Annotated in this window: 23 protein-coding genes and 1 pseudogene; 9 read left to right on the top strand and 15 right to left on the bottom strand. The window is 72.3% G+C overall.

The annotated features are described in order from the left end of the window. Window positions 1–85: 85 nt before the first annotated feature. From ABD355_RS05470 to ABD355_RS05440, 7 genes are all read right to left on the bottom strand, one after another. Window positions 86–259 carry a hypothetical protein gene (locus ABD355_RS05470; protein ID WP_344398899.1) on the bottom strand — a complete coding sequence of 58 codons (174 nt, stop codon included), beginning with the start codon at window positions 257–259 and terminating at the stop codon, window positions 86–88. A 153-nt stretch (window positions 260–412) separates the two neighbouring features. Then, window positions 413–1,102, bottom strand: a complete 690-nt coding sequence (locus tag ABD355_RS05465) for a DUF4232 domain-containing protein (protein WP_344398898.1) — start codon at window positions 1,100–1,102, stop codon at window positions 413–415. Between the two features lie 191 nt (window positions 1,103–1,293). Beyond that, complete coding sequence (locus ABD355_RS05460) at window positions 1,294–2,895, bottom strand: MFS transporter (protein ID WP_344398897.1); 1,602 nt, start codon at window positions 2,893–2,895, stop codon at window positions 1,294–1,296. A gap of 156 nt (window positions 2,896–3,051) precedes the next feature. Next, window positions 3,052–3,891 carry a PaaX family transcriptional regulator gene (locus tag ABD355_RS05455; protein ID WP_344398896.1) on the bottom strand — a complete coding sequence of 280 codons (840 nt, stop codon included), beginning with the start codon at window positions 3,889–3,891 and terminating at the stop codon, window positions 3,052–3,054. 85 nt (window positions 3,892–3,976) lie between these two features. Further along, window positions 3,977–5,212, bottom strand: a complete 1,236-nt coding sequence (locus ABD355_RS05450) for a vWA domain-containing protein (protein ID WP_344398895.1) — start codon at window positions 5,210–5,212, stop codon at window positions 3,977–3,979. Beyond that, window positions 5,209–6,459, bottom strand: a complete 1,251-nt coding sequence (locus ABD355_RS05445; protein ID WP_344398894.1) for an AAA family ATPase — start codon at window positions 6,457–6,459, stop codon at window positions 5,209–5,211. The genes ABD355_RS05450 and ABD355_RS05445 overlap by 4 nt, the downstream gene beginning before the upstream one ends. Before the next feature lie 58 nt (window positions 6,460–6,517). Further along, window positions 6,518–7,936, bottom strand: coding sequence for a hypothetical protein (locus ABD355_RS05440; protein WP_344398893.1), 1,419 nt, complete (start codon window positions 7,934–7,936; stop codon window positions 6,518–6,520). A gap of 199 nt (window positions 7,937–8,135) precedes the next feature. On the opposite strand from ABD355_RS05440, the gene ABD355_RS05435 reads away from it, so the two are divergent. The 3 genes and pseudogenes from ABD355_RS05435 to ABD355_RS05425 all read left to right on the top strand — a co-directional run bounded on the left by ABD355_RS05435 (window position 8,136) and on the right by ABD355_RS05425 (window position 10,780). After that, complete coding sequence (locus ABD355_RS05435) at window positions 8,136–9,341, top strand: cysteine desulfurase-like protein (RefSeq protein ID WP_344398892.1); 1,206 nt, start codon at window positions 8,136–8,138, stop codon at window positions 9,339–9,341. A 149-nt stretch (window positions 9,342–9,490) separates the two neighbouring features. Continuing rightward, a pseudogene (locus ABD355_RS05430) lies at window positions 9,491–9,652 on the top strand (helix-turn-helix domain-containing protein); the annotation flags it as partial. A 219-nt stretch (window positions 9,653–9,871) separates the two neighbouring features. Further along, window positions 9,872–10,780 carry a TIGR01777 family oxidoreductase gene (locus ABD355_RS05425; RefSeq protein WP_344398891.1) on the top strand — a complete coding sequence of 303 codons (909 nt, stop codon included), beginning with the start codon at window positions 9,872–9,874 and terminating at the stop codon, window positions 10,778–10,780. Between the two features lie 8 nt (window positions 10,781–10,788). Here the strand turns inward: ABD355_RS05425 and ABD355_RS05420 are convergent, their stop codons facing one another. After that, a complete protein-coding gene (locus tag ABD355_RS05420) occupies window positions 10,789–11,586 on the bottom strand; it encodes a transglutaminase domain-containing protein (protein WP_344398890.1) in 798 nt (265 codons plus the stop codon). Between the two features lie 130 nt (window positions 11,587–11,716). On the opposite strand from ABD355_RS05420, the gene ABD355_RS05415 reads away from it, so the two are divergent. Continuing rightward, on the top strand, window positions 11,717–12,310 hold the full coding sequence (locus tag ABD355_RS05415) for a GNAT family N-acetyltransferase (RefSeq protein WP_344398889.1): 594 nt from the start codon (window positions 11,717–11,719) through the stop codon (window positions 12,308–12,310). Window positions 12,311–12,317: 7 nt separating this feature from the next. On the opposite strand, the gene ABD355_RS05410 is transcribed toward ABD355_RS05415, so the two are convergent. The 4 genes from ABD355_RS05410 to ABD355_RS05395 all read right to left on the bottom strand — a co-directional run bounded on the left by ABD355_RS05410 (window position 12,318) and on the right by ABD355_RS05395 (window position 16,610). Beyond that, complete coding sequence (locus ABD355_RS05410) at window positions 12,318–13,340, bottom strand: TolB family protein (RefSeq protein WP_344398888.1); 1,023 nt, start codon at window positions 13,338–13,340, stop codon at window positions 12,318–12,320. After that, a complete protein-coding gene (locus ABD355_RS05405; RefSeq protein WP_344398887.1) occupies window positions 13,337–14,623 on the bottom strand; it encodes an MFS transporter in 1,287 nt (428 codons plus the stop codon). Before ABD355_RS05405 ends, ABD355_RS05410 begins: the two co-directional genes overlap by 4 nt. Window positions 14,624–14,628: 5 nt before the next feature. Next, the gene (locus tag ABD355_RS05400) at window positions 14,629–15,519 is read right to left on the bottom strand and encodes an alkaline phosphatase family protein (protein WP_344398886.1); all 891 of its coding nucleotides are present in this window, start codon (window positions 15,517–15,519) and stop codon (window positions 14,629–14,631) included. Between the two features lie 233 nt (window positions 15,520–15,752). Continuing rightward, window positions 15,753–16,610 (bottom strand): LysR family transcriptional regulator, encoded by an 858-nt coding sequence (locus tag ABD355_RS05395; protein WP_344398885.1) that lies wholly within the window; start codon window positions 16,608–16,610, stop codon window positions 15,753–15,755. 70 nt (window positions 16,611–16,680) lie between these two features. Here ABD355_RS05395 and ABD355_RS05390 point away from each other — a divergent pair, with 70 nt between their 5' ends. Continuing rightward, on the top strand, window positions 16,681–17,277 hold the full coding sequence (locus ABD355_RS05390; RefSeq protein WP_344398884.1) for a short chain dehydrogenase: 597 nt from the start codon (window positions 16,681–16,683) through the stop codon (window positions 17,275–17,277). 871 nt (window positions 17,278–18,148) lie between these two features. Here ABD355_RS05390 and ABD355_RS05385 read toward each other — a convergent pair. Together ABD355_RS05385 and ABD355_RS05380 are read right to left on the bottom strand one after the other, a co-directional pair. Next, entirely contained in the window at window positions 18,149–19,039 is an 891-nt protein-coding gene (locus ABD355_RS05385) for an ornithine cyclodeaminase family protein (protein WP_344398883.1), read from the bottom strand. 153 nt (window positions 19,040–19,192) lie between these two features. Further along, window positions 19,193–20,107, bottom strand: coding sequence for a LysR family transcriptional regulator (locus ABD355_RS05380; RefSeq protein WP_344398882.1), 915 nt, complete (start codon window positions 20,105–20,107; stop codon window positions 19,193–19,195). Between the two features lie 123 nt (window positions 20,108–20,230). On the opposite strand from ABD355_RS05380, the gene ABD355_RS05375 reads away from it, so the two are divergent. Together ABD355_RS05375 and amaB are read left to right on the top strand one after the other, a co-directional pair. After that, window positions 20,231–21,406 carry an NAD(P)/FAD-dependent oxidoreductase gene (locus ABD355_RS05375; protein WP_344398881.1) on the top strand — a complete coding sequence of 392 codons (1,176 nt, stop codon included), beginning with the start codon at window positions 20,231–20,233 and terminating at the stop codon, window positions 21,404–21,406. Between the two features lie 77 nt (window positions 21,407–21,483). Further along, on the top strand, window positions 21,484–23,013 hold the full coding sequence (gene amaB, locus ABD355_RS05370) for an L-piperidine-6-carboxylate dehydrogenase (RefSeq protein WP_344398880.1): 1,530 nt from the start codon (window positions 21,484–21,486) through the stop codon (window positions 23,011–23,013). Window positions 23,014–23,349: 336 nt separating this feature from the next. Here the strand turns inward: amaB and ABD355_RS05365 are convergent, their stop codons facing one another. Further along, complete coding sequence (locus tag ABD355_RS05365) at window positions 23,350–24,000, bottom strand: TetR/AcrR family transcriptional regulator (protein WP_344398879.1); 651 nt, start codon at window positions 23,998–24,000, stop codon at window positions 23,350–23,352. A gap of 56 nt (window positions 24,001–24,056) precedes the next feature. Between ABD355_RS05365 and ABD355_RS05360 the strand changes: the two genes are divergently transcribed. Together ABD355_RS05360 and ABD355_RS05355 are read left to right on the top strand one after the other, a co-directional pair. Beyond that, window positions 24,057–24,743, top strand: a complete 687-nt coding sequence (locus tag ABD355_RS05360) for a class II aldolase/adducin family protein (RefSeq protein ID WP_344398878.1) — start codon at window positions 24,057–24,059, stop codon at window positions 24,741–24,743. After that, window positions 24,740–25,669 (top strand): carbohydrate kinase family protein, encoded by a 930-nt coding sequence (locus tag ABD355_RS05355; RefSeq protein WP_344398877.1) that lies wholly within the window; start codon window positions 24,740–24,742, stop codon window positions 25,667–25,669. The genes ABD355_RS05360 and ABD355_RS05355 overlap by 4 nt, the downstream gene beginning before the upstream one ends. The last annotated feature ends 115 nt before the right edge of the window (window positions 25,670–25,784 follow it).

Here is a 25,784-nt window from a genome sequence, read left to right as displayed (position 1 = left end):
CTACGGGGCGGAGGGCCGGGTGATCGAACATTCCGGCGGGGTGGCGCAAAGGAGGAGCCCCTGCCTCACCGGCGGGGCTCCTGACTCACTGCGGGTTGAAGTCCGACGGATCCCAGTCCTGGCTGCTGCTCGACGCCTGCGGTGCCTGGTCCTGCATCTGCTCCGCGGCCACACGGGCCTCGGCCACGACGTCACCGCGCTCACGCAGCAGGCTCTCGTAAACCGGTAGGTGATCGTTTCCGGTCGGGTTCGGTATCACAGTCTGGTCCTTCTCCGTGGTGAGCTGGTCGTGCGGGCCGGCCGGTCACGGATGCCGTGACCGACCAGCCAATAAATCAGGACAGGCGGACCGAATTGAGGAGAAGGAGAACGCCTTCGGTGTCCATGGTGAAAATGTCCTGTGGGCTCAGGACTACGCGGCCGCCACGGCCGTGGCCGTCACCGTGTTGTCGCACTCCGCGAAGACACCGTCGTCCAGGGCGACCTGGTGTGCCCCGGAGCCCGGCAGACCGACCACCAGCGTCGGGTAGGCGACTGGCTTCGCGCCGGACTTGCAGTAGCCGTCCGCCTCGCCCTGGACCTGGACGAAGGTCAGCTTCAGCCAGGCCCTGGCGCCCGGTGCCAGCTTGACCGGAGCGGCGGAGCCGGACGGCGTCACCTTCAGCGGGGCGTTGTGCTGCGGGGAACCGTTGCCCGCGCCCGCCACGGTGGGGTGGCCCTGCAGGATGCACGGCTTGGCGGAGACATTGGTGAACACGACCACCGCCGCCCCGGTTCCGGTGCCCGCCGGGCGGTCGGCGGCCTGGTGCGCCGTCACCTTCAGGGCGGTCGCCGCGCAGGTCTTCACGGCCGTACCCGTGGAACCGGACCCGGATATGGGGGATGCCTTCGCGGTCGGAGCCTTCGAGGTGGGCGCGTGGGAGGGCTCCTGGGTCGTCGCGCCCGGGGTGGAGGCGGAAGCGGACGGCGCGCTGCTCGGCGCCTTCGACGACGTTTCGGCCGCCGCCTTGGAGCCGCCGGCCTGACACGCGGTCACCGACAGGGCGGCCAGGAGTGCGGCGATCGCCGGTGCGGCCTTGCGGATGCCGTTCACGTACTGCATGGAGTCCCCCGAGTTCGAATGGTGCGGGGCCGGTCCTTCGCCGGCGCCCGACCATGGAGACATGACTGCCTCACCGGGGGTTTCGCCTGTGGGTCAGCTGTGACACGTGTGGATCTTCTGTGACAGCGCCGTGACGAGACGGCACCGGTCAGGTGGACCGGCGCCGTCTGGAACGGGGATATCGGGGGTGTTCAGGCGGCCGCGGGCTCCTCCTCCGCGATGCCGACCGTCGCGTCCTTGTCGCCCTTCCCGCGCAGCGCGATCACGCTGAGGAGGCAGCAGGCCAGGGCCGAGAGGCCGCAGATCACATAGCCGATGGCGTACCCGTTGCCGAGGGCTTCCAGGGCGAGGGGGACCGCGCCTCCCGGCGGGGAGGACGGCGGTACGGAGTTGGAGGCGAGCGGGCCGCCCTCCGCCGCCACCTGCCCGGCCGCCGCCTTGACCTCGGCGGACAGATGGGAGGCGGCCAGCTTCGAGGTGAACTCGTCCGCCGCACGGCTCAGTGCGATCGCGCCGATGACCGCCGGGCCGAGCGTGAAGCCGAAGTCGCGCAGCAGGCTGGTCGATGCGCTGGCCATGCCCGCGTAGTGGACCTCCACCGTGTTGACGGCCGTCGCCGTGATCGAGGAGACCGTCAGCGCGAAGCCGATGCCGACCAGGCCGATGGGGAGGATGAGAGAGGTCAGGGCACGGTCGTGGACCGACAGGGTCGCGGCGATGAAGTCTCCCGCCGCCATCAACCCGAGACCGGCGCCGAGCACCCAGCGAGGGCTGACCTTCTCCAGCAGCCGGGAGATGAGCGGCATCAGCAGCAGTGTCCAGGCGTTGAGGAGAATGAACGCGAACGAACCGCGCAGCGGGCTCTGGTGCTGGATCGGGCCGAGCCGGATGCTGGTCGCGTAGGCGGTGCCGAGGTAGCTGAACATGCCGACCACCGCGACGAACGACGCCACCGCGAACGCCCGGTTCCTGAACAGGTCGAGCCTGAGCAGCGGGGAGGCGGCCCGGCTTTCGGCCACGACGAACAGGCCGATGAACACCGCGGCGACCACGTACGCGATCACCACCGGCGTCGCGGTCCAGCCGTCCGCCGGGCCCTGGATCACCGCGTAGAGCAGGGCGAACATGCCGATGCCGATGGTGATCTGGCCCGCCAGGTCGAGTGAACGGCCTTCCGGCGCGCTGGAGTTGTGCGCCAGCAACTGGCTGAGCACGGTGCTGATCAGGGCGAGGCCCGTGACGACGATGAACGCCCAGCGCCAGGAGCCGTAGTTGCCGGTGATGCCGCCCAGGACGGGGGCGACGAAACCGCCGCTGGACAGGGCCGCCGCCCAGACCGTGATGGTGCGGGCCCGGTCCTTGGCCGAGTGGGTGCCCGCGGCGATCATCGCGAGCGACGTCGGGAACAGCGCCGCCGCACCCAGACCGGCGATGGCCTGGCCCACCCAGAGCATGTGGATGCCGGTGCTGGCGGCGGCCAGCGCCTCGCCGACCACCAGCAGCGCACCGCCGCCGACCAGCAGCCGCTTGCGGCCGAAGAGGTCACCGAGGACGCCGAAGGTCAGCTCCAGTACGGACACGGGCAGCAGGAACGCGTCCGAGATCCAGGTCAGCTGCGAACCGACGGGATGCAGGTCCTGCTGGAAGAGCCCGTTGAGCGTGGCCGGCATGGCCAGGGCGATCTGTGCCAGACAGACCGCGAAGCAGCCGGCGATCAGGGTACCGACGGGCAGGCCGCCGGATGGTTGCGAGGCGGCGGTGGCGCCGGTTTGGGTGCGCGTTTCGGTGGACACGTGTGCTCCCCTTTGAGCGGCTGGGCGGCTTGGAACGATGCGGGGACGCCGAGAACGCGATGAATGTAGGGCAGTTTTTCGACGGCGGTCAATAGATTGCCCAGTAACGATGGGCATGGCCGTGCCCGCCGGGTGCCACCGGAGGTCCGGGTCGTGTTACGGGGCGGCCACCCGGATCACGTCGAGAGTGCTCGCGGCCGCCTGACGGGCCGGCTCCTCGCAGCGTCGCGCCAGCTCGTGGAACCGCTCCTCCGCGCGGGCCGCAGGCCAGTCCTCGGGCAGGTGCTCGGCCGGCAGATGGGGGTCCTGGCGGACCTGGTCCAGCCAGTCGGTGTGCAGCAGCAACTGCCGTACGAGGGCGTCCGCCGGTGCGTCGGCGTCCGTGCTCCAGCGGGCCAGGAACGCCTCGTATCCCTTGGCGACGGACTCCACGTCGAACGCCGTGTGCAGGATCGTCCGGGCGTCGGTCGGGGCGACGGCTGTGGCGCCCTGGAAGACGCGCAGATACGGGTCGAGGTCCAGCCCGGCGACGATCTCGGGCACGTCCACCGCGCCGGGCGCCACCCACAGGCCGTTCTGCAGCGGCCCGAAACCGCTCCACACCAGCCGGGACCGCAGGTCGTGCCGCTCGCGCCGCCACGCCTCCGGGAGGGAGAAGCCGACCAGCGTCCAGGTGCCGTCCCAGGTGCGGTTGACCGCGCCGGTGCACCAGATCCGGTCGTGGCCGTCCTGCAGCACGCGGGTGGCGCGGGGCGTCGGGGCGAAGTACGTCTTACGGCCGCGCCGGTGCCGTTCCAGCAGGCCGCGCTTGACCATGCGGGTCAGCGTCGACCGTACGGCGTCCTCGGTGATCCCGGCCTGCCCGAACACGTCGATCAGACTGCTCGCCGACAGGGCGACGTCCCGGCCCAGGGCGTGAATGCCGAGGAAGCTCAGCATCAGCGACTGCGGCCGGGGTGCGCTGCCCGCCTGGTCCGGTGGATCGAAGCTGGTCACCGGGCAAGGGTAGATCCGGTCCTTTCCACCTCGGCGGACACGTCGTTGTCCGCCGTGCCACCGGGGCGCGCCCGGCTGCGGTCACCTACCCGATGTCGACCACCCGGGCCCAGGCGGGCGGCGTATCGGGCACATGGTCGGGATCCTCCTCGTCCCAGTTCGCGCCGTGCCGGGGGAACAGGCCCACCACCGTCCGGCACGCCGGTCGGGCGTCCGGCCAGGGGGTCTGGCCGTCGGTCAGCACCACTACGACATCGGGGCGCGGCCGCGTGCGCAGCGCCTTGGCGAAGCCCGTGCGCAGATCCGTGCCGCCGCCGCCCAGCAGCGGGATGCCCTCGGCCCGGCACAGCGGGTGCGCGATACGGGCCGCCGCGTCGCACGGCACCACGGTCACCAGGTCACGGCGGCCGCCCACGGCACGGGAGATCGCGGCGACCTCCAGGAGCGCGCTGCCCAGTTCGGCGTCACTGACCGACCCGGACGTGTCGATGATCACCGAGACCCGGGGTGGCCTGCGCCGCAGGCTCGGCAGGACGACACCGGGCAGTGACGCCGAGCGCCTGGCGGGCCGGCCGTAGCTGTAGTCCTCGCCCGCACCCGACCCGGAGGCCGCCGAACGGACCGCCGCGCCCAGCAACTCCCGCCACGGCTGCGGCGGATGGAACGCCTTCTCCGCCCACCGCCGCCACCCCTGCGGGGCGTTGCCCGGACGGCCCTTGAGCCCCTCCGCCACCCGGAACCGCACGGCGTCCTGTTCCTGCGCGCTCAGGCCGTGCGCGCCGTCCGGGCCCAGCTCCCACTCCCGTGCCAGCCCGTCCGCGCCGCTGCCGCAGTCCAGCCAGGCCATGCTCTGCGTCCGCTCGCCGAGCGTGAACTGGCGCAGGTAGTCCTCCATCAGCTGCCCCTCGGACAGCCCCAGGGCCGTCGGCCGCACCGCGCCCCGGGGCAGGACCAGCCCGTCGCCGTAGATGTCGTCGTTGATCTCGCAGTCCGCGGCGATGTTCATCCGCAGCCGTTCGCCGGGGCCGGTCAGCCCCCGCTCCCGCGCGACCCGGTCGCTGCGCCCGTGGTGGTCGCGCAGCAGATGCGACACCTCGTGCACCCATACGGCCGCCAGATCCTCCACCGGCATCCGGTCCACGAACCCCGGCGAGACATAGCACCGCCAGTGCCGGTCGACGCCCATCGTCGGCACCTGCCGCGACTCCACGGTGTGCAGGGCGAACAGCGCGGTCGCCAGGTAGGGGCGGGCCCGCGCGGCCTGCAGCCGGGCCGCGAAGAGCTTGTCGAGGTCCAGAGCCCCGGGTTCGGCGGGGCTCATCGGCCGGCCTTCGCGGTCACGGCGGCGCGGGCCGCCGCCTGGTCCGCGCGCCGGGACACGGACACCGCTCCGGCGAGCTTCTCGATCGACGCCGGTACGTCCCAGTCCTCGCGGCGCAGCGCGGCGAGCGTGGTCGCCGGCACCACCACCAGGTCCGGTGCTCCGGTCTCCAGCGCGCGGACCAGGAGTGCCCAGGCCGCGTCCCAGCGGGACTTCTCGGGGCGGTTGCGGACCGCCGCCACCACGCCGTCGAGCACGGCCTGGCGCAGATCACCCCGCTCGGGCAGCTCCGCGTTCGCAGGGTCCGCCAGGAGCACCTCGGGGTCCGGCAGGTCCAACCGGTCCAGACTGGCCAGCAGTTCAAGGCCCGGCCCGTCGCCCACCGTGCCCCGGACCAGCAGCGAGAGCACATCCCGTGAGGAGCCGGCCGCGGTCGCGAAGGCGATCAGGCGCAGCGTCATCTCCCAGCTTCGGGGCGACGGCCAGGCCCCGCCCCGCCGCATCTCGTTGCCGGGAAGCTGGTGCACGAGTTTGGGGCGCGCGGTGAGCAGCCCGCACACCGCACGGCGGGCGAAGTCCACCGCCTCCGACAGCTTCTGCGGTGAGAGCCGCGGCAGCGTGGCCCGCGGCCAGGTCCCGCCGAGGCCGCGCACGACGACCTCGTGGTCGTGGGTCCACTGGAGATGCACGAAACGGTTGGCCAGCGGCGGGCTCAGCTCCCAGCCGTCGGCCGCCGAGGACCGCGGGTTGGCGGCGGCCACGATCCGCACCCCGGGCGGCAGTCGAAGGGCGCCGATCCGCCGCTCCAGCACCAGGCGCAACAGGGCGGCCTGGACCGCGGGCGGCGCGGTGGACAGCTCGTCAAGGAACAGCAGCCCCCGCCCGGCCCGCACCAGGCGCACCGCCCAGTCCGGCGGGGCCATCGGGACCCCCTGCTCCGCCGGATCGTCCCCGACGACGGGCAGCCCGGAGAAGTCGGCCGGCTCGTGCACGCTGGCGATCACCGTGGTCAGCGGCAGGTCGAGGGCCTCGGCGAGCTGGGTCAGGGCCGCGGTCTTGCCGATCCCGGGCTCACCCCACAGCAGCACGGGCAGATCGGCGGCCACGGCCAGCGTCAGGGCCTCGAGCTGTATGTCGGGACGGGGTTCGGTGGTGGCGTCGCGCAGCAGGGTCAACAGCTCCTCAGCGACGTCGAGTTGGGAGCCGGAGTCAGCGACGGTGGCAGCGAACGGAGTGTGTGCAGGCATGTGTGTGGTCACCTTTTCGTCGGGGTGAGCCGAGTGAGACGGGCGTACGAGGGTGAGGTCAGCGGAAATTCGCGTGGCGCGGGTGGGAGCGGTGGCGAGGGGTACGACAAACGTCCCCGGGTCGGTAGCGGGCAGGCCCGCGAGCAGGTCCGGTCAGCCCCTCCCTGAACAGGCCGTAGGTGATCCGCCGCTCCGCGGCCGCCTCCAGCTCGTCCCGCAAGGGGCCATCGCGCAGCACTGCCTCAGGGCCGAGGAGGCCCTCCACGACGGCCAGTGCACCAGCGATGTCGCCGTGGTCCAGACGTTCGCGGACGCCCGTGAGGCACTCCGGACGACGATGCGCCTCGTCGATCGCCTGAAGGCAGGGCAGCGGAGTCCCGGTCAGCGCGACCAGCAGCTCCTCCCGCCGGATCTCGGCCGGGTCATGGTCCAGCGGGGCCAGTACCCCGTCCACCAGACCGATCCGGTGCCGAGCTCCACGGCACTCCACGAGACGCGGCTGCCCTGCCGGGTCCGGAGCAGGGAGCGGTTCGGCCGGCGAGTGGTCCGGTGCGAGGGCGGTGGCGACCAGCGGGTGCAGCCGCTCGGGCGTGATCGCACCGGTGCGCAGGAGCTCCAGGTCGGGCGGGACCCAGGTCGCCGCATCGGGCAGCACGGGCAGCGCGGAGCCGTCGCCGTAACCGGACGCCTCGGTGAGTCGTACGGAGGGCGGCCCGGCCTCGTCGCTGCCCGCGGCCAGGTCCAGGACCAGGCGATGCCTGCCCCCGAGCCGCACGAGCACGCGACCGCCCGGCCCGCGCCGCCCTTCGGCGCCGAGCAGTAGCCCCGCCTCGGCCGCCCACCGGTCGACGGCACAGCACCGACCGTCCGGCACCGTCCCGGGCAACTCCCGTTGCCCGGCAGTGCTGTTGTCGTCGCTCGGCCGATCGGCCCCGGACCGTGTCCGCAACTCGTCGGCTCTGCTCGCGTCCCACAGATGTCGGTGCAGGTCGAGACGGAAGCGCCGGCTGGGAAGGGGGTGCGGATGACGCCGGGCCGCGACCTCGGTGTGGGATCCGTCCCACAGCGCGAGGCTGATCCGCTGCCCGGCATCCGCCCAGGCCGGCGGAGTCCGCACCACCAGGTGGACCGGAGTTGGCCCGTCCCGCCCGGCAGCAGCGTAGCGGGCCAGCGCGATGGTCAGCCCCGGGCGCAGCAACCCGTCGGGAGCGATCCTCGGCATGTGCCAGCGCAGCAGGTCGGGAGCCAGCCGGCGCAGATCGGCCCGCACCTGAGCTGCGAGCTCGCGGCCGTGGCTTCGCGCCACCGAACGCAGGTTGAGATCGACGTCGAGGCCTGCGGCGGCACACGCTCCCGCCCAGTCGCCGACCAGGCGGCGGGCGGTCGCAGTCTCGATCATGGAGGGCGGCACGGCAAACTCGCGCACGCGCTGCCAGAAGGAAAGGCGGGGATTCCCGTTCGCGGTCTCGGTGGGCATCAGCACTCACCTGGCGCGGACGGGACCCCCAATCTGTCAACAGAATGAGTCGTCATCGCGAGGAAGCGTAGCCTTCCCCCGTCTCGCTCGGCCAGGGGTTTTCCGATCCGCGTGCAGGCGGCTGACACGGCCTGTTGCCATGCCCGCCCGTGATCGCGGAGGATCTTTGGCGCCGGCCCGGCATTCGACAGGAGCTCTCGTGACGTACGACATCACCGCCATCCGCTCCCAGTTCCCCGCCCTGGCGGCCGGAACGGCGCACTTCGACGGACCGGGCGGCACCCAGACCCCGCAACCCGTCATCCGGGCCATCGCGGACGCCCTGTCCAACCCCCTGTCGAACCGCGGCCAGGTGGCGCAGGGGGAGCGCAACGCCGACACCATCGTCACCGGCGCCCGTGGGGCCATGGCCGACCTGCTCGGAGCGGATCCGTCGGGGATCGTCTTCGGCCGCAGCGCCACCCAGCTCACCTACGAGTTCTCCCGCACCCTCGCCAAGACCTGGCGGCCCGGCGACGAGGTGGTCGTCACCCGCCTGGACCACGACGCCAACATCCGCCCCTGGGTCCAGGCCGCCGCGGCGGCCGGCGCCACCGTACGCTGGGCCGACTTCGACCCCGCCACCGGTGAGTTGACGCTCGACGACATCCGCGCCGTCCTCACCGGACGCACCCGGCTGGTCGCCGTCACCGCCGCCTCCAACCTGATCGGCACCCGTCCCGCGATCGCCGAGATTTCCCGCCTGGCGCACGAGGCGGGAGCGCTCAGTTACATCGACGGCGTCCACTTCGCCGCCCATACGCTGGTCGACCTGGAGGCGCTCGGCGCGGACTTCTTCGTATGCTCCCCGTACAAATTCCTGGGCCCGCACCACGGCGTCCTCGCGGCCCGGCCGGAGCTGCTGGAGACCCTGCGGCCGGACAAGCTCCTGCCCGCCACCGACGCGGTCCCCGAGCGCTTCGAACTGGGCACACTGCCCTATGAGTTCCTCGCGGGCACCACCGCCGCGGTCGACTTCCTCACCCGCCTCGACCCGGGCGCCACGGGAACCCGCCGACAGCGCCTGACCGCCGCGTTCGCGGCGCTCGAAGCACACGAACACGGCCTGCGCACACAGATCGACAAGGGACTGTCCTCACTCGAAGGCATCACGGTCCACTCCCGGGCGGCCGACCGCACCCCCACCCTGCTGCTGACGTTCGAGGGCCGCTCCACCACGGACGCCTACCGCTTCCTCGCCGAGCGCGGCGTCCACGCCCCCTCGGGATCCTTCTACGCCATCGAGGCCTCCCGCCGGCTCGGCCTCGGTGACACCGGCGGCCTCCGCATGGGCCTCGCGCCCTACAACAGCGCGGAGGACGTCGACCGGCTGCTGGGCGGACTGTCCGAGTTCCTCAGCCTCTGAGCAGCGGCCCGGACGCCCGAAAGTGCCGCCGGGCCGTGTGGTTGACTACGGCCGTGCTGCACGAGTCGGTCCTGCGGACCCTGGATCTGCCGGCGGGCGACCGGTTCGACGCCTGGACCGAGCGCATGGGCCGCACCCACGCGCCCATGCAGCGGGACCTCGCCGACCCGGCTCTGCGCACGCTGCCGATCCATGCCATAGCCGCCCGCTGGGGCTTCCCCCGGGCCGCCGAGTTCACACGGGCCTTCCGTTCGGCCCATGGTGTTCCGCCGAGCGAGTTTCGCCAACGGAGCGGATCGCCCGCCGAGTAGCGGCCGTGGACTCTGCGCCAAGCAGGTGTGGACCGTCCGCCAACGACAGCTCCGCTGCCCTCTGCGCATCCTGGTGATCAGCGCGAGCAAGACGCGCGGACCGGGGCGGGGCCAGGACTGCCGGGGAGTCCTGGCCCCGTCGTTCCGTCCGACCAGGTGTATGTTTGAAGGATCAAACGTATTGCTCGGTTGTTCGCTCCCGGATCGAGGCCGGTTCTCATGCACGTCGTCATCAGTGGTTCCTCAGGGTTGATCGGCGGCGCGCTCGCCGCGTCGCTGCTGGCCGACGGTCACCGTGTGACCCGGCTGGTCCGGCGCGAGCCGCAGACCCGGGCCGACGGAAGCGTCGAGGCGCGGTGGGACCCGCGGGCGTCCGCGGTCGCGGTCGGTCCGGCGGTGCTCGACGGCGCGGACGCGGTGGTCGGGCTCGCCGGAGCCGGAGTCGGCGACCGCCGGTGGACCGCCGCGTACAAGAAGGAGATCCGCGAGAGCCGGGTGCGTGGCACCGCTGCCCTCGCTGAGGCGATCCGTGGCTGCGAGAAGCCGCCGCGGGTGTTCGTGTCGGGGTCCGCGGTCGGCTACTACGGCGAGACCGGGCAGACCGTGGTGGACGAGTCCGGCGGGCCGGGCCAGGACTTCCTGGCCGGCGTCTGCCAGGAGTGGGAAGCCGCCGCCGACGCTGCCCGGGCGGCCGGGACGCGGGTGGTCACCACCCGCTTCGGCATCGTCGTGTCCGGCGCGGGCGGGGCGATGGGCCGGCTGCTGCCGCCGGCCCGGGCGGGGCTCGGCGGGCGGCTGGGCAACGGCCGCCAGTACTGGAGCTACATCTCCCTGCCCGACACGGTCCGCGCCCTGCGTCACCTCCTCGACACCGAATCGGTCAGCGGCCCGGTCAACATGACCACCCCGCACCCCGCGACCAACCGGGACATCACCGCCGCCATCGGCAAGGCACTGCACCGCCCCACGGTGCTGCCCGTGCCCGGCTTCGCCCTGCGGCTGGTGCTCGGGGAGTTCGCCGACGGCATCCTGATGAGCCAGCGGGTCGTGCCGGGACGCCTCCTCGACTCGGGCTTCACCTTCGAGCACCCGACCTTCGAGGCCGCCCTCGGCTCAGCGGTCCACTGACGGTGCTTTCAGGCGCCCGCCGCGCGACGACGGCCCAGGACGGGCTCGGCCAGCACTCTCGCCGTCCGGCAGAGGGTCTGGCCGTGCCGGGCGAAGAGTTCGTCGCGCGAGTCGAAGTGGCCCAGGTCCGCCAGGACATAGGCCGAGAGATCGCACGAGGCGCCGTCGGCCGGGCAGAGTGTCACCCCGTCCCAGTCGACCGCCGTCCTGGACAGCGCCTCGAACAGCGTCTCCGCACCGGCGTTGGTGAAGCCACCGCCCCGGCCGTCGCTCAACTCGTCAAGGCTGCCGAAGAGTTCCGAGACCGCCAGCCAGGGAGCGGCGGCATGGGCGGCCGGCGCCACTGCGTCGAGACGGAACTCCGGCCATGCCAGGAGGACCTGGTCCGGGACGATCCGGCGCAGCCGCGGGAAGCGCGGATACCAGAAGGCCCCGTCGACCAGCAGCCCGCGCACCCGGGTCGCCACCCCGGACCCCCGCGCCACCGCCTCCAGCACGGCCAGCCGCTGGCTGCACGAACCACGGCCGCGGCGCAGCACCTCGGACACGGGCCGCTCGTCCTGCACCGAGTACACCGGCCGCACCGTCGCGGCAATGACCCGGTGCGCCCGGCGCAGGTCCGCTGCCCGGCGGTCGGGCGCCGCGCCCGTCCCCACGGCCGGTGCCGCGTCGATCTGCCGAAGCAGGGAAGTGACCCGCGGGTGCTGCCAGTTGAGGATCCGCGTCGGGGCAGTGCCCCCCGCCGCCACCCCGGCCGTGGTACCGGCGCGAGAACGGCCTCGTGGCGTGAGAAGCGAGCTCGTCATGACGGTGGTCCTCTCTCGGGCACCCCGATGGCATCCGTATCATCGCCCATGAATTGAACATGTTCAACTGTGCTGTGGTCGCCCGAAAATACGTGGTCATGTCCCGCACCGGCCTCTAACCTCTCCGCTCGTGGACGACAACGGGCGGAAAGCAGTGACGGCGGCGAGTGAAAGGGTGCCCTGCCGACGGGGGAGCAAGATCGCCCTCGCCCCTCTGGAGGTCGACGACGCCGAGGTGTTGCAGCGGTGGCGCTCCGACCCGGTGGCCGCGTACGAGATCGGCGTCTGGCCCCGGTCCCTGTCGTGGCTCCGTGAACGGGTGGAGCGTGACCTCGACGACTCGGACCGCGACGACTTCCTTGTGCTGCTCCCCGACGGCACACCGATCGGTTGCACGGCGCTCATCGATCAGGACCTGGCCGACGGTACGGCGGAGGTCGTCATGCTGCTCGCTCCCGAACACCGCGGGCAGGGGCACGGCGCCGACGCCCTCGACACCATGGTCGACCTGGCCTTCGGCGAACTGCCCCTGCACCGCCTCCAGGCAGTCACCCACACCGAGAACACCGCCGCCCTCAAGGTCCTGGCCAAGTCCGGGTTCGTCCGGGAGGGCGTGCGCCGCTCGGCCTGTCTGCACCGGGGGCGCCGCCACGACGTTGCGGTGCTGTCGCTGCTGCGCCCCGAGTGGGAGACGCTGTGGCGCCCGCGGACCTGGGACCTGTGAGGCCCCGTCAGCCCAGGTAGGCGGGGGCCACGGCCGAGGTCATCAGCCGGCGGGCCGTGCCGGTGCCGTCGGACGGAACGGTCCACAGGTCGGAGCCGTAGTCGCCGGGGAGGGCGTAGACGAGGGTGGAGTCGTCGGCCCACAGGGCCTGGTCGTCGACGTCGCGCTGCTCGGCGGTCGCGGTCTCCTTCATGGTGCGCAGGTTCAGCACGTACAGCCGCCAAGGGGCGTCGGGAGAGGCTCCCTTGACGCGCCTCTTGTAGGCGATGCGGGTGCCGTCGGGGGAGAGGGAAGGGCATTCGACGTTGCGGTGCAGGGTGGTGAGGGTGCGTGCCGCGACGTCTCCTCGTACGAGGTAGGTCTTGCCGCCGGTCGCCAGCGTGGCGTAGAAGCGGTTGTCGTCGGCGAAGGTGACGCCCCAGATGTTGGTGTCGGCGGCGCGGTACGTCCGGCCGTCCTTGATGATGCGGAAGGTCTCCAGGTTGTCGTCGACCTTCCAGGTGCGGGTGTCGACGACGGCCGTGCGGGTGGAGAAGTTCGTACCGGCGTAGGAGTCTCCGCTGACGAAGACCGTCCAGGCCACCAGGTGGCCGGAGGGTGAGACGCGGGCCCGGGTGGGGATGCCCGCGGCCGGGAAGCGGTGCCGCTCACGCAGGTGTGCGTCGAGGACCACCGCCCGGTAGGTGTCCCTGAGCGTGCCGTGCACGGCCTGCAGGCAGATGCCGGTGCCCGCCGCCGCGTGGAAGCGCAGGCACTTGACGCCCGAGGCGGTGCGCGGCCCCTGCGGATCGTCGGCGGGCACGGTGGCGATCTCGTCGCGGTGCGGGCCCCAGGCCAGGTTGCGCACCAGCAGCCGACGCCCGGCCGTCGGCCGGAGCGAGACGGTGCCGCTGCGCACGGTCGGGCCGTTCGCCTGCTGCTCGTCGCGCATGCCCGAGCGGTGGGCGGCGTACAGGACCGCCCCGGTGCCGACGCCACCGAGCAGCAGGACGGCGGCCAGCAGGATCACCAGACGGGTGGTTCGGGTCATGCGGACACCTCGGCGGGGGACATGTCGTCGGCGGGGCGGAGCACGAACGAGGCCACGACGGCGCTGACGGCCAGCGCGGCGGCGGTCACGGCCAGCGCGGTGCGCCCGCCCCACAGGCTCCAGGCCGCGCCGAAGACGAGCGAGCAGGTGAACCGGGCCAGCGCCTGGCCGGTGCCCACCAGTGCCTGCCCGGCGCCCTGGTGCTGGGCCGGCACGGCTGAGGCGGTGGCGGCCGCGAGGACTCCGTCGGTGGCCGCGTAGAAGGTGCCGTGCAGGACGAGTACGGCGACCACGGCGGGGATGCCGTGCCAGGGGGAGAGCACCAGGCCGTAGCCGAGCAGCAGGACGCCGTGACCGGCCAGGAACAGCCGACGGCGGCTGACGCGGTCGGCGAGTGCGCCGAGCGGGACGGCGAGCAGCAGGAAGACGGCGGCGGTGCCCAGGGGCAGCAGCGGGAACAGGTCGGCGGACAGGTCGCCCTCGCGCTGCAGCAGCAGATACAGGAAGGAGTCGCTGACGGTGGTGAGACCCAGCAGGGCCGCGCAGAGGGTGAGCCGGCGCAGCTCCGGGCGGCGCAGCAGGCCCAGCGAATCGCGCAGGGCGGGCCGGGCCGCCGATGCGGGCGGTTGCACGGCACCGGCGGGCGTGATGCGGCCAGGCACGAACAGCACCAGCACCAGGACCCCGAGCACCGCGACGCAGCCGCTGACCGTGAAAACCGCGTCGTAGCCGTCGACGGTGGCCCGCAGCACGGCGAAGGCGACCAGCGGGCCGAGCAGTGCGCCGGTGGTGTCCATCGCGCGGTGCACCCCGAACGCCCGCCCCCGGCGCTCCGGTTCGGTGGCCAGCGAGATCATCGCGTCCCGAGGGGCGGTGCGCAGCCCCTTGCCGGTGCGGTCGGCCGCGAGCACGGCGCTGATCACGGGAAGCGTGTGGGCGAGCAGCAGCAGCGGCTTGCACAGTGCCGACAGACCGTAGCCGAGGCCCGCCACGACCTTGTGCCGGCGGCCGCCGCGGTCGGCGAGATGACCGCCGGCCAGCCGGACCAGCGCCCCCACGCCGTTGTTGATGCCGTCGAGGAGACCGAAGCCGAGCGGGGACAGGCCGAGGCCGGCGACCACGTAGAGCGGCAGCACGGCGGTGACCATCTCCGAGGAGACATCGGTGATCAGGCTGACCGCACCCAGGGCCAGCACGGTGCCGGGCACAGCGGCCGGCCGCCGCCCCGGACGGATGCCCGGGGCGGCGGCGGCCTTGGTGCTGCGGGAGTCCGCGAGATACACGGGCGTCAGTTCCAGATGCCGGAGATGTCGGACGCCGAGGCGGCGTTGCCCGCGTGGGCGCTCAGACCGGCCAGGTCCTCCAGGGTGCGCAGGACGTTGTAGTGGTTGTACGTCGTCGCGTCGGAGCTGCCGGGGGCGACGTGCTGCCCGTAGAAGAGCGTCGGGATGCGGTTGCCGGAGAGCTTGTTGTCCTCGTCGAAGGTGACGGCGAGGATGCTGTTGTGCGTCTGGGCCCATGTGGCGTACGCGCCCAGGTTGTTCTTGATCCAGGTGTCGCCCGTGGAGACCGAGCAGTCGTGCATGTCGCTGCACAGGTTCGGGATGACGAAGGACACCTTCGGCAGGGTCGTGTAGTCGGTCGGGAACTGCGCGAAGGTCATCGCGGTGTTCGTCGGCACGTTGGAGAAGCCGAACCACGGGTTGTGCTTCTGTGCGTAGTTGCCGCTGCTGCAGGTCGTCGAACCCTGGCTGGGCAGCGACTCGTTGTAGCTCTTCCAGGTCTGGCCCGCGGCGATCAGCTCGGAGGCGAGGTTCGGCGCGGAGATGGACCCGACGTTCACACAACTGTCGTCGGTGCGGCCCTGGTTGGAGCCCGAGAAGAGCATGTAGTAGTTCGGCTCACTGGGGTGGGTGAGGGCGTAGGACTGGGTGAGGTTGGCGCCACCCGCCTTGAGGGTGTTGTTGATGTACGGGGCGCTGGAGCTTCCGATCACCTGAGAGTAGGCGTGGTTCTCCATCACCACGACCACCACGTGGTCGGGGGCGGGGAGAGCGGCTGCCTGAGCGGCTGAGGTCGTTGCGGCCCACACACCGACCGACGTGGCGGTGAGGGCGACAGCCCCGGCGAGTGCGGTGAGGGGGCGTCTGGTGCGCTTGGAAGCCTTTACGGCGGTCATGACTGTCCTCCGGACAGAAGTGACGGGCACGTGCGGGGGGAGGCGGCGCCGCAACCATAGGAGTCTCAGGCCGGTACTGCGTGAAGCCCAGACGAACGCCGGACCCCGATGGGCAAACATCGCACGACATGCTGGTCATGTACAGGTCATGCGCAGTGCGGGCTCGCGGTCGCCACGACATACGACCCGCGTACCCCGAGGTCCGCGGATCGATCGGCCGCGGAGCCCGTGACTTACCGCTGCGCGGACGTCATGACCTGCAGATGGCCGAGGAAGGCGAGCGTGGCCGGGTGCGTGGGAGTACGCGGCCAGGCCATGCGGACCGTCACGGGCGGTACGTCGGCCAGGGGCAGATACCGGACCCCTGGGTGCGGATGGCTCTGCTTGGTGGCTTCCGCGGTGACACCGACCGCCTCCCCGGTGGCGATCACGGTGAGCCATTCGTCGACGTTGGCCACCTCGAACGTGCGGGGCCGTCGTCCCTCGGGCCACAGCTCCGCGGTGGTCGCGGCGGTGGCGCACAGCACCACCGGCCGGTCGGCGAGATCCGTCAGCCGCACCGACGGACGCGTGGCCAGCGGGTCGCTGTCGGGTACGGCGGCCATGCGCCGCTCCCGGTACAGCGACCGCACCTCGAGGGCGGCACCGGGCGCAGGCGCGGTGCGCACCAGCGCCGCGTCGATCTCCCCGCGGCGCAGCGCCACCTCCGGATCGTCGCGCCGGTACACCTGCACCGGGGTCCCCGGATGTGCCTCCCGCCACGTACGCAACAGTGGCACGGTCAGGTCGCCGAGCGCCGCCCAGGCGAAACCGATCCGCAGCGGCCGCACCCCGGCCGCGGCCTCCGTCAGCGCGTCGTCCAGCTGACGAAGGATCAAATGAGCCCTCTCGTAAAGCTGTTGACCGGCATCGGTGAGCGAAAGAGCGCGGGTGGTACGTTCCACCAGGCGCACGCCGACCCGGCTCTCCAACTGCTCCAGGGTGCGCGAGAGGGCGGGCTGGCTGACATGGAGCACGGCCGCCGCGCCGGTGATGGTGCCCTCGTCGCCGATCGCGGTGAGTGCCCGCAGATGCCGTAGCTCCACATTCATAACTCTGGAGCATAAGTGCTCCCCAGAAGGTATTTCCCTCCCGCAGGGGGCCGGGCCTAGCGTCGCAGGCATGAAGATTCTGCTCATCGGCGCCACCGGCACGCTCGGCGCGGCCCTCCACAAGACACTCGGCACCCGCGGCCACGAAGTCCTCACCGTGGGACGCAGCGGCGGCGATCTGCGCCACGACATCACCGACCCCGCGCAGGTCACCGAGGTCTACGACCGTGCCGGCCGGGTGGACGCCGTGGTCAGCGCCGCCGGACACGTGCCGTACAAGCCGGTCGCCGAGCTGACCCCCGAGGACCATCTGGCCGCCTTCCACGGCAAGGTGCTCAGCCAGATCGACCTGGTGCGCCAGGGCATCCCCCGGATCGCCGAACGCGGCTCCTTCACCCTCATCACCGGGGTGCTGGCCCGAGAGCCCATCCCCACGGGCAGTGCGGCCTCCATGGCCAACGGTGCGCTGGAGGCGTTCGTCCGCGCCGCCGCCATCGAGATCGCCCCGCAGCGCATCAACGCGATCAGCCCGACGGTCTTCACCGAGAGCCTCGCCCAGTACGGCGACTACTTCCCGGGCATGCCACCGGTCGATCTCGCCGACGTCACCCAGGCATACGTCCGGTCCGTCGAGGGTGCGCAGACCGGGCAGATCTACGCCCTGTAGCGAGCTGAGTCCTGTCCCGGACAGGCGCCCCTTGCTCCGCTTCGCCGCGCGGACGCGCTCTGGGCCGGGGTGCGGCCCGCGGCGGGCGGGGGACGACCACCGTGTTGGCGCGCGGCCTCGTCGAGATCGCCTCGAAGACGGCGGCGGTGTCAGGGACGGAACCCTGAGCGGCGGACGGCCCTCACGAAGCCGACCATGACGCCTGGGCCGCCGGCGTCGTGGGGCAGGTTGGTGTCCTCCACGATGAGCTCCCTTGATCTCGTGCGCCGTGGCGTCGCCGATGGCGTCCTGCAGTGCGGCGGGCCTCAACACCTCGCAATGAACGGCGAGTTCAGTACCGGACGGCGCGGGCGACGAGATGGGCAGCCGCGCTCCTGGCCCGCGGCCAGGAGGTCCTCGACGTCGGACCGCTCGGGTCGGACCGGGCGCCGTGCGCGGTGGGTGCGCGACAACGGTGGCGTCGAGCCCCGTGAAGCGCCGGGCGGCCGCGCTGCCGGCGACGCCGAAGCGTGGCGGGCGACAGAGCGCCGTCCAAAGGCAGGCCCAGATGTCGGGCCGTCCCCTTGTCCGAGTCGGCGACCCGTCGCCGACGACGCCGAGCCCGTCGTACGCCGTACCGCCGAGCTGCTCGGGCGGGCCGCGGACCGCCTCGCGATCGTCCAACGCGTCCTGGACGATGGCCGCGTCGCTCTCGGGCAGCCCCATGTCCAGCCCCTCACGAGCGCGATGTCGTCGACCCCCATGCGCTGCAGCGACTCCAGGATGCGCGCCGAGCCAGTTCTTTCGGGGCATCGGCCGAGTACCGCGCCCGGCGCTCGGCGTCACCGGCGACGTCGGCGCAGTCCCTCCGGGCCGCGTCACTGGACCGTCGTCATGCCCGCCCCGCCTCGAAGTGGGCCGCGGCGACCACCAGGTCCTGCCAGGCCATGCCCACGCTCTTGAACAACCGTGGGCGATCGGAAGGGAGTGGGGCCCGGCCCCGAACGAGATCGGCGAGGCCGACCAGCGTGCCGGGATCGAGCGCCCCTGCCTGCACGGCCAGCACGATGTCGCCCGCCTCACGCAGCGCCGCCGAAACCGCCTCCACCACCACCGTCGAACGCCCGACAGCCGACTCGTCGACCTCCCGGGCGTCCGGCTCGTGCGATCCGACGGCCACCACGGTCGCGTGCGGCGGCAGCAGCGATCCGTCGAACAGCGGTGTGCGCGCCGTGGTGCAGCAGGCCACGACGTCCGCGTCCGCGACATCGTCCGCACTGCCGACTCGCGCCTTGATGTCATCGGCGAACGCGCGGGTGCGCCGGGCGTCGCGGCCGACGACCACGACGTCCCGGATCGGCCGGACGCACCGCAGGGCCTCGGCATGCGACCGTGCCTGCGGCCCCGTCCCGAACAGCACCAGTCGGCTCGCGTCCGGCTCGGCGAGCACGTCGGCGGCGACGGCGGACACCGCGGCGGTACGTACGTTGGTGAGCGCGATGCCGTCCAGCAGGGCCAGCGGGGTGAGGGTCTCGCCGTCCAGGAGCAGGTAGTTGCCCTGGATCCGCGGCAGTTCCCGCGCCGGGTTGTCCGGCGCCACGGTCACCACCTTGACTCCGGCGTACGAGCCCCAGTGCGCGGGCATGAGCAGGAGCTCACCCCGCGGCACCGGCACGGCCGAACGCGGCGGACCTGCCTCCGGATCGAGCCCGCCGAGCAGGCTCGCACGCAGCGCGCCGATGGCCGCCTCCATGGGCGGCGCACCCTCCAGAACGGTGATCACAGCCGGAAACCCTCCTTGCCCACCGGTCATCCACGACCGTTCCTCCCACGATGTGGGCCGGACAGGCGCACCCACAAGGCCAGAAGATCATCCGACTGGCGACCGCGGCACACCGCCTGGCCGCCTGAGTGCCCGGGTGCAGGCGGGCCTGCGTCACGTCGTCGCACCGCGCCGCGTACCGGCCACCGCCCGCAGCACATCGACCAGTGCAGCCACCGTCGGCCGGTGCTCGGCGGCGGAGCGGAACACCACGACGATGTGCCGCTCGACCCTCTCGCGCAGCCGCACCACGTCGAAGCGGGAGGCGCGCAGCCTGAGCATCAGCTCCGTCACCGTGCTGATCCCGATGCCCGCCTCGACCAGCGCCAGCGTGGCCGCCGTGTCGGTCACCTCGTGCTGGACGTCGGGTTCGATGCCGGCCCGCCGGCAGACAGTGCGCACGGCACGGCCGTAGTAGCTGTCGGGGGAGGGCAGGATCCAGCCCAGGTCCTGCGTCTCGGCCAGGGCGATCTCCTCGCGGCCCTCCAGCCACCCGGTGGGCACCGCAAGGGAGAACCGCTCCCGGTCCAGCTGCATCACCCGCAGCGCCGGATCGCGCGGGATGGGCACTTCCGGGTAGTCCAGGCCGAGCGCCAGGTCCACCGCACCGGAGGCGACGGCGTCGTACACCTCGTCCACGTCCATGTCGCGGCTGTGCACGGCGAGCCCGGGATGCGCCTCGCGCACCCGCTGCAGCGCCGGCGGCAGGATCTCGGCGGCGGCCGTGGCGAACAGCCCCACGACCAGCACCCCGGAGACCTCGCCCCGGCTGCGCTCCAGCGCCTCGACCGCCTCGGCCTCCGTGGACAGGATCCGCTCGGCATGCCGGGCCAGCGTCATCCCGGCGTCGGTCAGCTCCACCCGCCGCCCCACCCGCTGCAGCAGCTCCATGCCGGTGGCCTTTTCCAGCGCGGCGATCTGCTGCGAGACCCCGCCGGGCGTGTACCCCAGCGCCCGGGCCACCGCGGTGATGGTTCCGCGCCTGGTCAGCTCCACTAGCGAACGCAGCTGGGAACTCGTCCAGTCCATATAGGAACACTAATAGATCAGGCGCAGCAACTGTTCATGGACGTCAAAGGTCGGGTTGCGTCACGATGACGGCCAGAAAGCCCGATGCCCCGGCCCGGCGCGGCCTCCGGAAGGGACGGCCCCTTGTCCTCCTCATCCGCCTTCCGCTCCGTTCCGCCGACCGCGGACGTCGTGATCATCGGCGGGGGCGTGATGGGCGCCAGTGCCGCGTTCCACCTCGCCGAAGCGGGGGTGACCGACATCGTCGTCCTGGAGCGCGGCGACCTGGCGTGCGGCAGCTCGGGCAAACCGATCGGCGGCGTACGCGCCCAGTTCTCCGACCCGCTCAACATCGAGCTGGGCAGCCGGAGCCTGCGCGCCTACGAGGACTTCCCGCACCGCCCCGGCGCCGACATCCGCCTGGACACCGTCGGCTACCTCTTCCTGCTGACCACGGACCGGCAGGCCGCGGACTTCGAGGCCGGCGTCAGGACCCAGAACGCCCTCGGCGTCCCCACCCGCATGATCGCCCCGGACGAGGCCCACCGCCTCTGCCCGTACGTCAGCACCGACGGACTCGTGGCCGCCGCCTACTCGCCCGACGACGGCCACGCCCGCCCGGTACTGGTCGTGAAGGGATACGCCGACGCCGCCGCCCGAGCCGGCGCCATCTTCGCCACCCACACCACCGTGACCGGCATCGACACCGCGGGGGACCGCGTCACCGCCGTCCACACCGACCACGGCAGCATCGCCTGCAACACCGTGATCTGTGCGGCGGGCGCCTGGTCGGGCCTGATCGGCGACATGGTCGGCATCGACCTGCCGGTGCGGCCGGTGCGCCGCCAACTCGCCTTCACCGAACCGCTCGTGCCACCCGCTCCCCGCATCCCCTTCACCATCGACTTCACCTCGTCGGCCTACTTCCACAACAGCGACGACGGCCTGCTGTTCGGCCTCGCCGACCCCCGCCAGCCCGACGGCTTCGACACCACCTGGACCCCGGAGTGGCTCGAACTGTTCCGGGACGCCGTACGCACGCGGGCCCCCGAACTGGCCGACATGAGGACCGTCGGCGGCTGGGCCGGCCTCTACGAGGTCACCCCCGACCACAACGCCCTCATCGGCCGCTCCGGCGAACTCGTCAACTTCCTCTACGCCACGGGGTTCTCGGGCCATGGCTTCCTCCAGGCCCCCGCCGTCGGCGAGATCCTGCGCGACCTCCACCTCGACCGCGCCCCCTTCGTCGACATCTCCCCGCTCAGCGCCGACCGCTTCCGTTCGGGCGCCGAATTCCGCCCCGAGGCCCACGTGGTGTGAACCTGCCGGAGCCCGTGGGGTGCGCCCCTGATCGCGCTGACCGCCCTTTCCCGACTGCCGAACCCGAAGGAAGCACCATGACGAGCACGACCCTGCCCAGCACCGAGGCCTTGCGCGCCCGCGCCCGTACGAGCCTGGAGCGCATCGGCGTCACCGTCCCCGAAGGCGCCGACTTCCGGGCCCGTACGCCGATCACCGGCGAGGATCTCTTCGGCCTCACGGCTGCCACCGCCGCCGACACCGAGGAGGCCGTCAAGGCCACCCGCGCGGCCTTCCTCACCTGGCGCAGCACCCCGGCCCCGCGCCGCGGTGAACTGGTGCGCCGACTGGGCGAGTTGCTGCGCGAGAACAAGAGCGACCTGGCGGACCTCATCACCATCGAAGCGGGCAAGATCCGCTCCGAGGCGCTCGGCGAGGTCCAGGAGATGATCGACATCTGCGACTTCGCCGTCGGCCTCTCCCGCCAGCTCTACGGCCGCACCATCGCCTCCGAGCGGCCCGGCCACCGTCTGGCCGAGACCTGGCACCCGCTGGGTGTGGTCGGCGTGATCTCCGCGTTCAACTTCCCGGCCGCCGTGTGGTCCTGGAACACCGCCGTGGCCCTGGCCTGCGGTGACACGGTGATCTGGAAGCCGTCCGAGCTCACCCCGCTGATCTCCGTCGCCTGCGACCGGCTGCTGGCCCAGGCCGCCGAGGACACCGGCGCGCCCGCGGACGTACACCGCCTCCTGCTCGGCGACCGCACCGTCGGCGAACAGCTCGTCGACGACCCGCGCGTCGCCCTCATCAGCGCCACCGGCTCCACCCGCATGGGCCGCGTGGTCGGCCCCCGCGTCGCGGCCCGCTTCGGCCGCAGCCTGCTGGAGCTCGGCGGCAACAACGCGGCGATCGTCACTCCCTCGGCCGACCTCGACCTCGCCGTCCAGGGCATCGTCTTCGCCGCGGCCGGCACCGCGGGGCAGCGCTGTACGACGCTGCGCCGCCTCATCGTGCACCACGACATCGCCGACACGCTCGTCGCACGGCTCACGGCCGCCTACGCCAAGCTCCCCATCGGGGACCCCTTCGACGAGGACACCCTCGTCGGACCGCTCATCTCCACCAAGGCCCTCGACGGCATGCAGGACGCCGTGACCCGGGCCCGGGCCCAGGGCGGCAAGATCCTGGCCGGCGGTGAGCGGCGCCTCGCCGACGCCGCGCCCCGGGCCGCCTACGTCGAACCGGTCATCGTCCGCGTCGACGAACAGACCGACGTCGTACGGGAGGAGACCTTCGCGCCGATCCTCTACGTCCTTACCTACGACACGCTGGAGGAGGCCATCGCCCTGCACAACGACGTCCCGCAGGGCCTGTCCTCCAGCATCTTCACCCGCGACCAGCAGGAAGCAGAGCTCTTCCTCTCCGCCGAGGGCTCCGACTGCGGCATCGCGAACGTCAACATCGGCACCTCCGGCGCCGAGATCGGCGGCGCGTTCGGCGGGGAGAAGGAGACGGGCGGCGGCCGCGAGTCGGGCTCCGACGCCTGGCGCGCGTACATGCGTCCGGCCACCAACACCATCAACTACTCCGGCCGACTCGCCCTGGCCCAGAACGTCAGCTTCCTGTAGGGGGCCGCGGGAGTTCAGGTCGTCGCGGCGGAGCGCAGCGGGCCGGGGACCGCCAACCTGCGCGCTGCCCGCTCACGAGGTGAAGCGGGCGTGGAGCTAGGGCACAGGGCCGGTGGCCACTGATCACCGCGTCCGCCCCGGCCCACGGCAGCACGTCCGCCACCGGCGGCACCGCCAGGCCGGAGAACACGCCGACCCCGCCACCGAGGGCGGCGAACCGGGCGCGGGGGGGCGAGAGAGCCTGCTGAGCGGGTCCGTAGGCCGTGCTGGGTGCGGCGCCGTATCCGGACGGGAAAAGCCCTGCCCTTCCGCCGTGGCACCCGCGAGCGCGGCCACTCAGCGGTCGCGACGGCGTGCGGTCACGTCCGCCAGATAGCCGCGCAGCATGACCTTGGCCTCGTCGAGGAGTTCCGCGTCCCCCTCGGCGTCCTGCCGGAACGCCTCCTGGGCCAGCGCGTCGGCCGCGAGGACCGCGGCGTGGCAGGCGCGGGCGAGGGTCTCGTGGTCGTGGGCCCTGTCGAGCGCGAGCAGGACACGGCGGATTCCGTCGGCCATCCGGCACTTGTGCGCGCGGTCCGCGGCGCGGGTCCGCTCGGTCAGGCCGCTGCCGAACCACAGGGCCCGGAAGCCGTGCTCGGTGCGGTAGATCCCGGCGAAGGCGTCGATCAGCACACCCACCGGGTCCTCCCAGCGCTCCACCGCCGCGGCCTGAACGAGGCCGTCCATGGCGGCCTCGAGTTTCGCGAAGTAACCGGCGGCCAGGGCGTCGATGATCGCGTCGCGGTCGGGCAGGTACTGATACAGCGAGCCGACCGACACCTTCGCCTCCGCGGCGACCCGGGTCGTCGTCAGCGCCTCGACCCCCTCACCGATCAGGACACGCTCGGCGGCCTCCAGGACCCGCGCCAAGCGGGCCTTGCTCCGCGCCTGTTGGGGGGTGCGGCGCAAAGGAGCGGCCCCGCTGACCTCCGCGGTCGGCTCACCCACGAACGACCTCCGAACCTGAACGTGACATTGTTTCATGTTTAGGTTACGGTCCCGCCATGACCGACTCAAGCGCGGCGCTCGGGCGGGAGCGGGCCGCCGTGGCGGACGCCTGCCGCCGGCTGGGGGCCGAGGGCCTGCTCATCGGTACGGCAGGGAACGTGAGCGTGCGGGTGGAGGAGCAGGTCGCGATCACCGCGACCGGGGCGGTGCTCGCCGAACTCACCGCGGACCAGGTGACGGTGGTCGACCTGGACGGGAAGATCGTGGCCGGAACCCTGGAGCCGACCTCGGAGCTCGACCTGCACCTCGGTGTCTACCGGCGCCACGGCACCGGCGCGGTCGTCCACACCCACGCCCCGATGGCCACCGCACTCTCCCTCGTCCTCGACGAACTGCCCTGCATTCACTACCAGTTGCTCGCTCTCGGCGGCACCGTCCGCGTCGCGCCGTACGCCACCTTCGGCACCCCCGAACTCGCCGAGTCGGTGCTTGCCGCGCTGGAGGGCCGCAGCGCCGCCCTGATGGCCAACCACGGCGCACTCACCCACGCGCCGAGCCTCGACAAGGCCGTCGAGCACGCCCTGCTGCTGGAGTGGGCCTGCGGTGTCTACCAGCGCGCGGCCGTGCTCGGACCACCCCGCGTCCTCGACGAACAGCAGCAACTCGCGGTCATCGAGGCCGCCATCGCCCGCAACTACGGCACCACCCACCCCGTACCACCCGCGCAGGAGGAAGAGCGATGAAGGTCGTCACGATGGGCGTGCACGTGCTGGACGTACTGGTACGGCCGGTGGAGGAGATACCCGAGGGCCAGGGCGCGACCCTCGTCGACGACATCCGGATGACCGCCGCCGGGACGGCCGGCGGCACCGCCCTCACGCTCGCCAAGCTCGGCGCCCAGGTCCGCACCGCAGGTGCGATCGGCAGCGACCCGACCGGCGACCTGCTCGTCCAGCTCCTCGACAGGGCAGGCATCGACACCGGGTTGCTCGTCCGCCGTATCGACACCTCGACCTCCACGAGCGTCCTGCCCATCCGACCCAACGGCGACCGTCCCTCGCTGCATCTGCTCGGCGCCAACATCACCTACGGCCTCGATGACGTGCCCTGGGACGCCGTGGCCGAGGCCACCCACCTCCACCTGGGCGGCCCCGAGCTGATCGGCGCCGATGTCGCCGCGCGCATCCTGGCGTACGCCAAGGAGCACGAGGTGGTCACCTCGGTGGACCTCCTCGCCCCCGGCGAGCTGGGCACCTTCGACCAGATCGAACCGCTGCTCCCGCACGTCGACTACCTGCTCCCCAACGACGACCAGGTCCTCGGCTTCAGCGAGGAGCAGGACCTCGTGACCGGCGCGAAGAAGCTCCTCGCCGCCGGCGCCGGCCTCGTCGCGGTCACCCGCGGCGGCGACGGCGCGCTCCTGGTGACCGCGGAGGGCACGGAAACGGTCCCTGCCTTCGAGGTCGACGTCGTCGACACCACCGGCTGCGGCGACGCGTTCTCGGCCGGTTTCCTGCGGGGCATCGGCCTCGGCCGCACCCCGCGCGAGGCCGCCGTGCTGGGCAGCGCCGCGGCCGCACTGGTGGCGCAGGGGCTGGGCAGCGACCACGGGGAGTTCGACCTGCCGGAGGCCGACGAGTTCGCCATGACCCACAAGACCCGCCCATGAGCCGCTCGACTCCCCGAAGACCGGTGTGAACCGTCACCCGATCAATCAAGTGGTGACGGTCACGACAGGGGCGTACGGTCGAACGGTAGACGCCGGGGTGGACGGAACCGTTCAC

The sequence above is a fragment of the Streptomyces longisporus genome (assembly GCF_039532765.1).
GTDB classification, from domain to species: Bacteria; Actinomycetota; Actinomycetes; order Streptomycetales; family Streptomycetaceae; genus Streptomyces; species Streptomyces longisporus.
Note: the sequence above shows the minus strand (reverse complement) of the source record. Positions and strands in the feature narration are given on the sequence as shown.

Coding starts and splice junctions, on each gene's coding strand:
- ABD355_RS05465 (WP_344398898.1), bottom strand. CDS start 1,102: ATGCAGTACGTGAACGGCATCCGCAAGGCCGCACCGGCGATCGCCGCA.
- ABD355_RS05450 (WP_344398895.1), bottom strand. CDS start 5,212: ATGAGCCCCGCCGAACCCGGGGCTCTGGACCTCGACAAGCTCTTCGCG.
- ABD355_RS05445 (WP_344398894.1), bottom strand. CDS start 6,459: ATGCCTGCACACACTCCGTTCGCTGCCACCGTCGCTGACTCCGGCTCC.
- ABD355_RS05440 (WP_344398893.1), bottom strand. CDS start 7,936: ATGCCCACCGAGACCGCGAACGGGAATCCCCGCCTTTCCTTCTGGCAG.
- ABD355_RS05425 (WP_344398891.1), top strand. CDS start 9,872: ATGCACGTCGTCATCAGTGGTTCCTCAGGGTTGATCGGCGGCGCGCTC.
- ABD355_RS05420 (WP_344398890.1), bottom strand. CDS start 11,586: ATGACGAGCTCGCTTCTCACGCCACGAGGCCGTTCTCGCGCCGGTACC.
- ABD355_RS05410 (WP_344398888.1), bottom strand. CDS start 13,340: ATGACCCGAACCACCCGTCTGGTGATCCTGCTGGCCGCCGTCCTGCTG.
- ABD355_RS05400 (WP_344398886.1), bottom strand. CDS start 15,519: ATGACCGCCGTAAAGGCTTCCAAGCGCACCAGACGCCCCCTCACCGCA.
- ABD355_RS05395 (WP_344398885.1), bottom strand. CDS start 16,610: ATGAATGTGGAGCTACGGCATCTGCGGGCACTCACCGCGATCGGCGAC.
- ABD355_RS05390 (WP_344398884.1), top strand. CDS start 16,681: ATGAAGATTCTGCTCATCGGCGCCACCGGCACGCTCGGCGCGGCCCTC.
- ABD355_RS05380 (WP_344398882.1), bottom strand. CDS start 20,107: ATGGACTGGACGAGTTCCCAGCTGCGTTCGCTAGTGGAGCTGACCAGG.
- amaB (WP_344398880.1), top strand. CDS start 21,484: ATGACGAGCACGACCCTGCCCAGCACCGAGGCCTTGCGCGCCCGCGCC.
- ABD355_RS05360 (WP_344398878.1), top strand. CDS start 24,057: ATGACCGACTCAAGCGCGGCGCTCGGGCGGGAGCGGGCCGCCGTGGCG.
- ABD355_RS05355 (WP_344398877.1), top strand. CDS start 24,740: ATGAAGGTCGTCACGATGGGCGTGCACGTGCTGGACGTACTGGTACGG.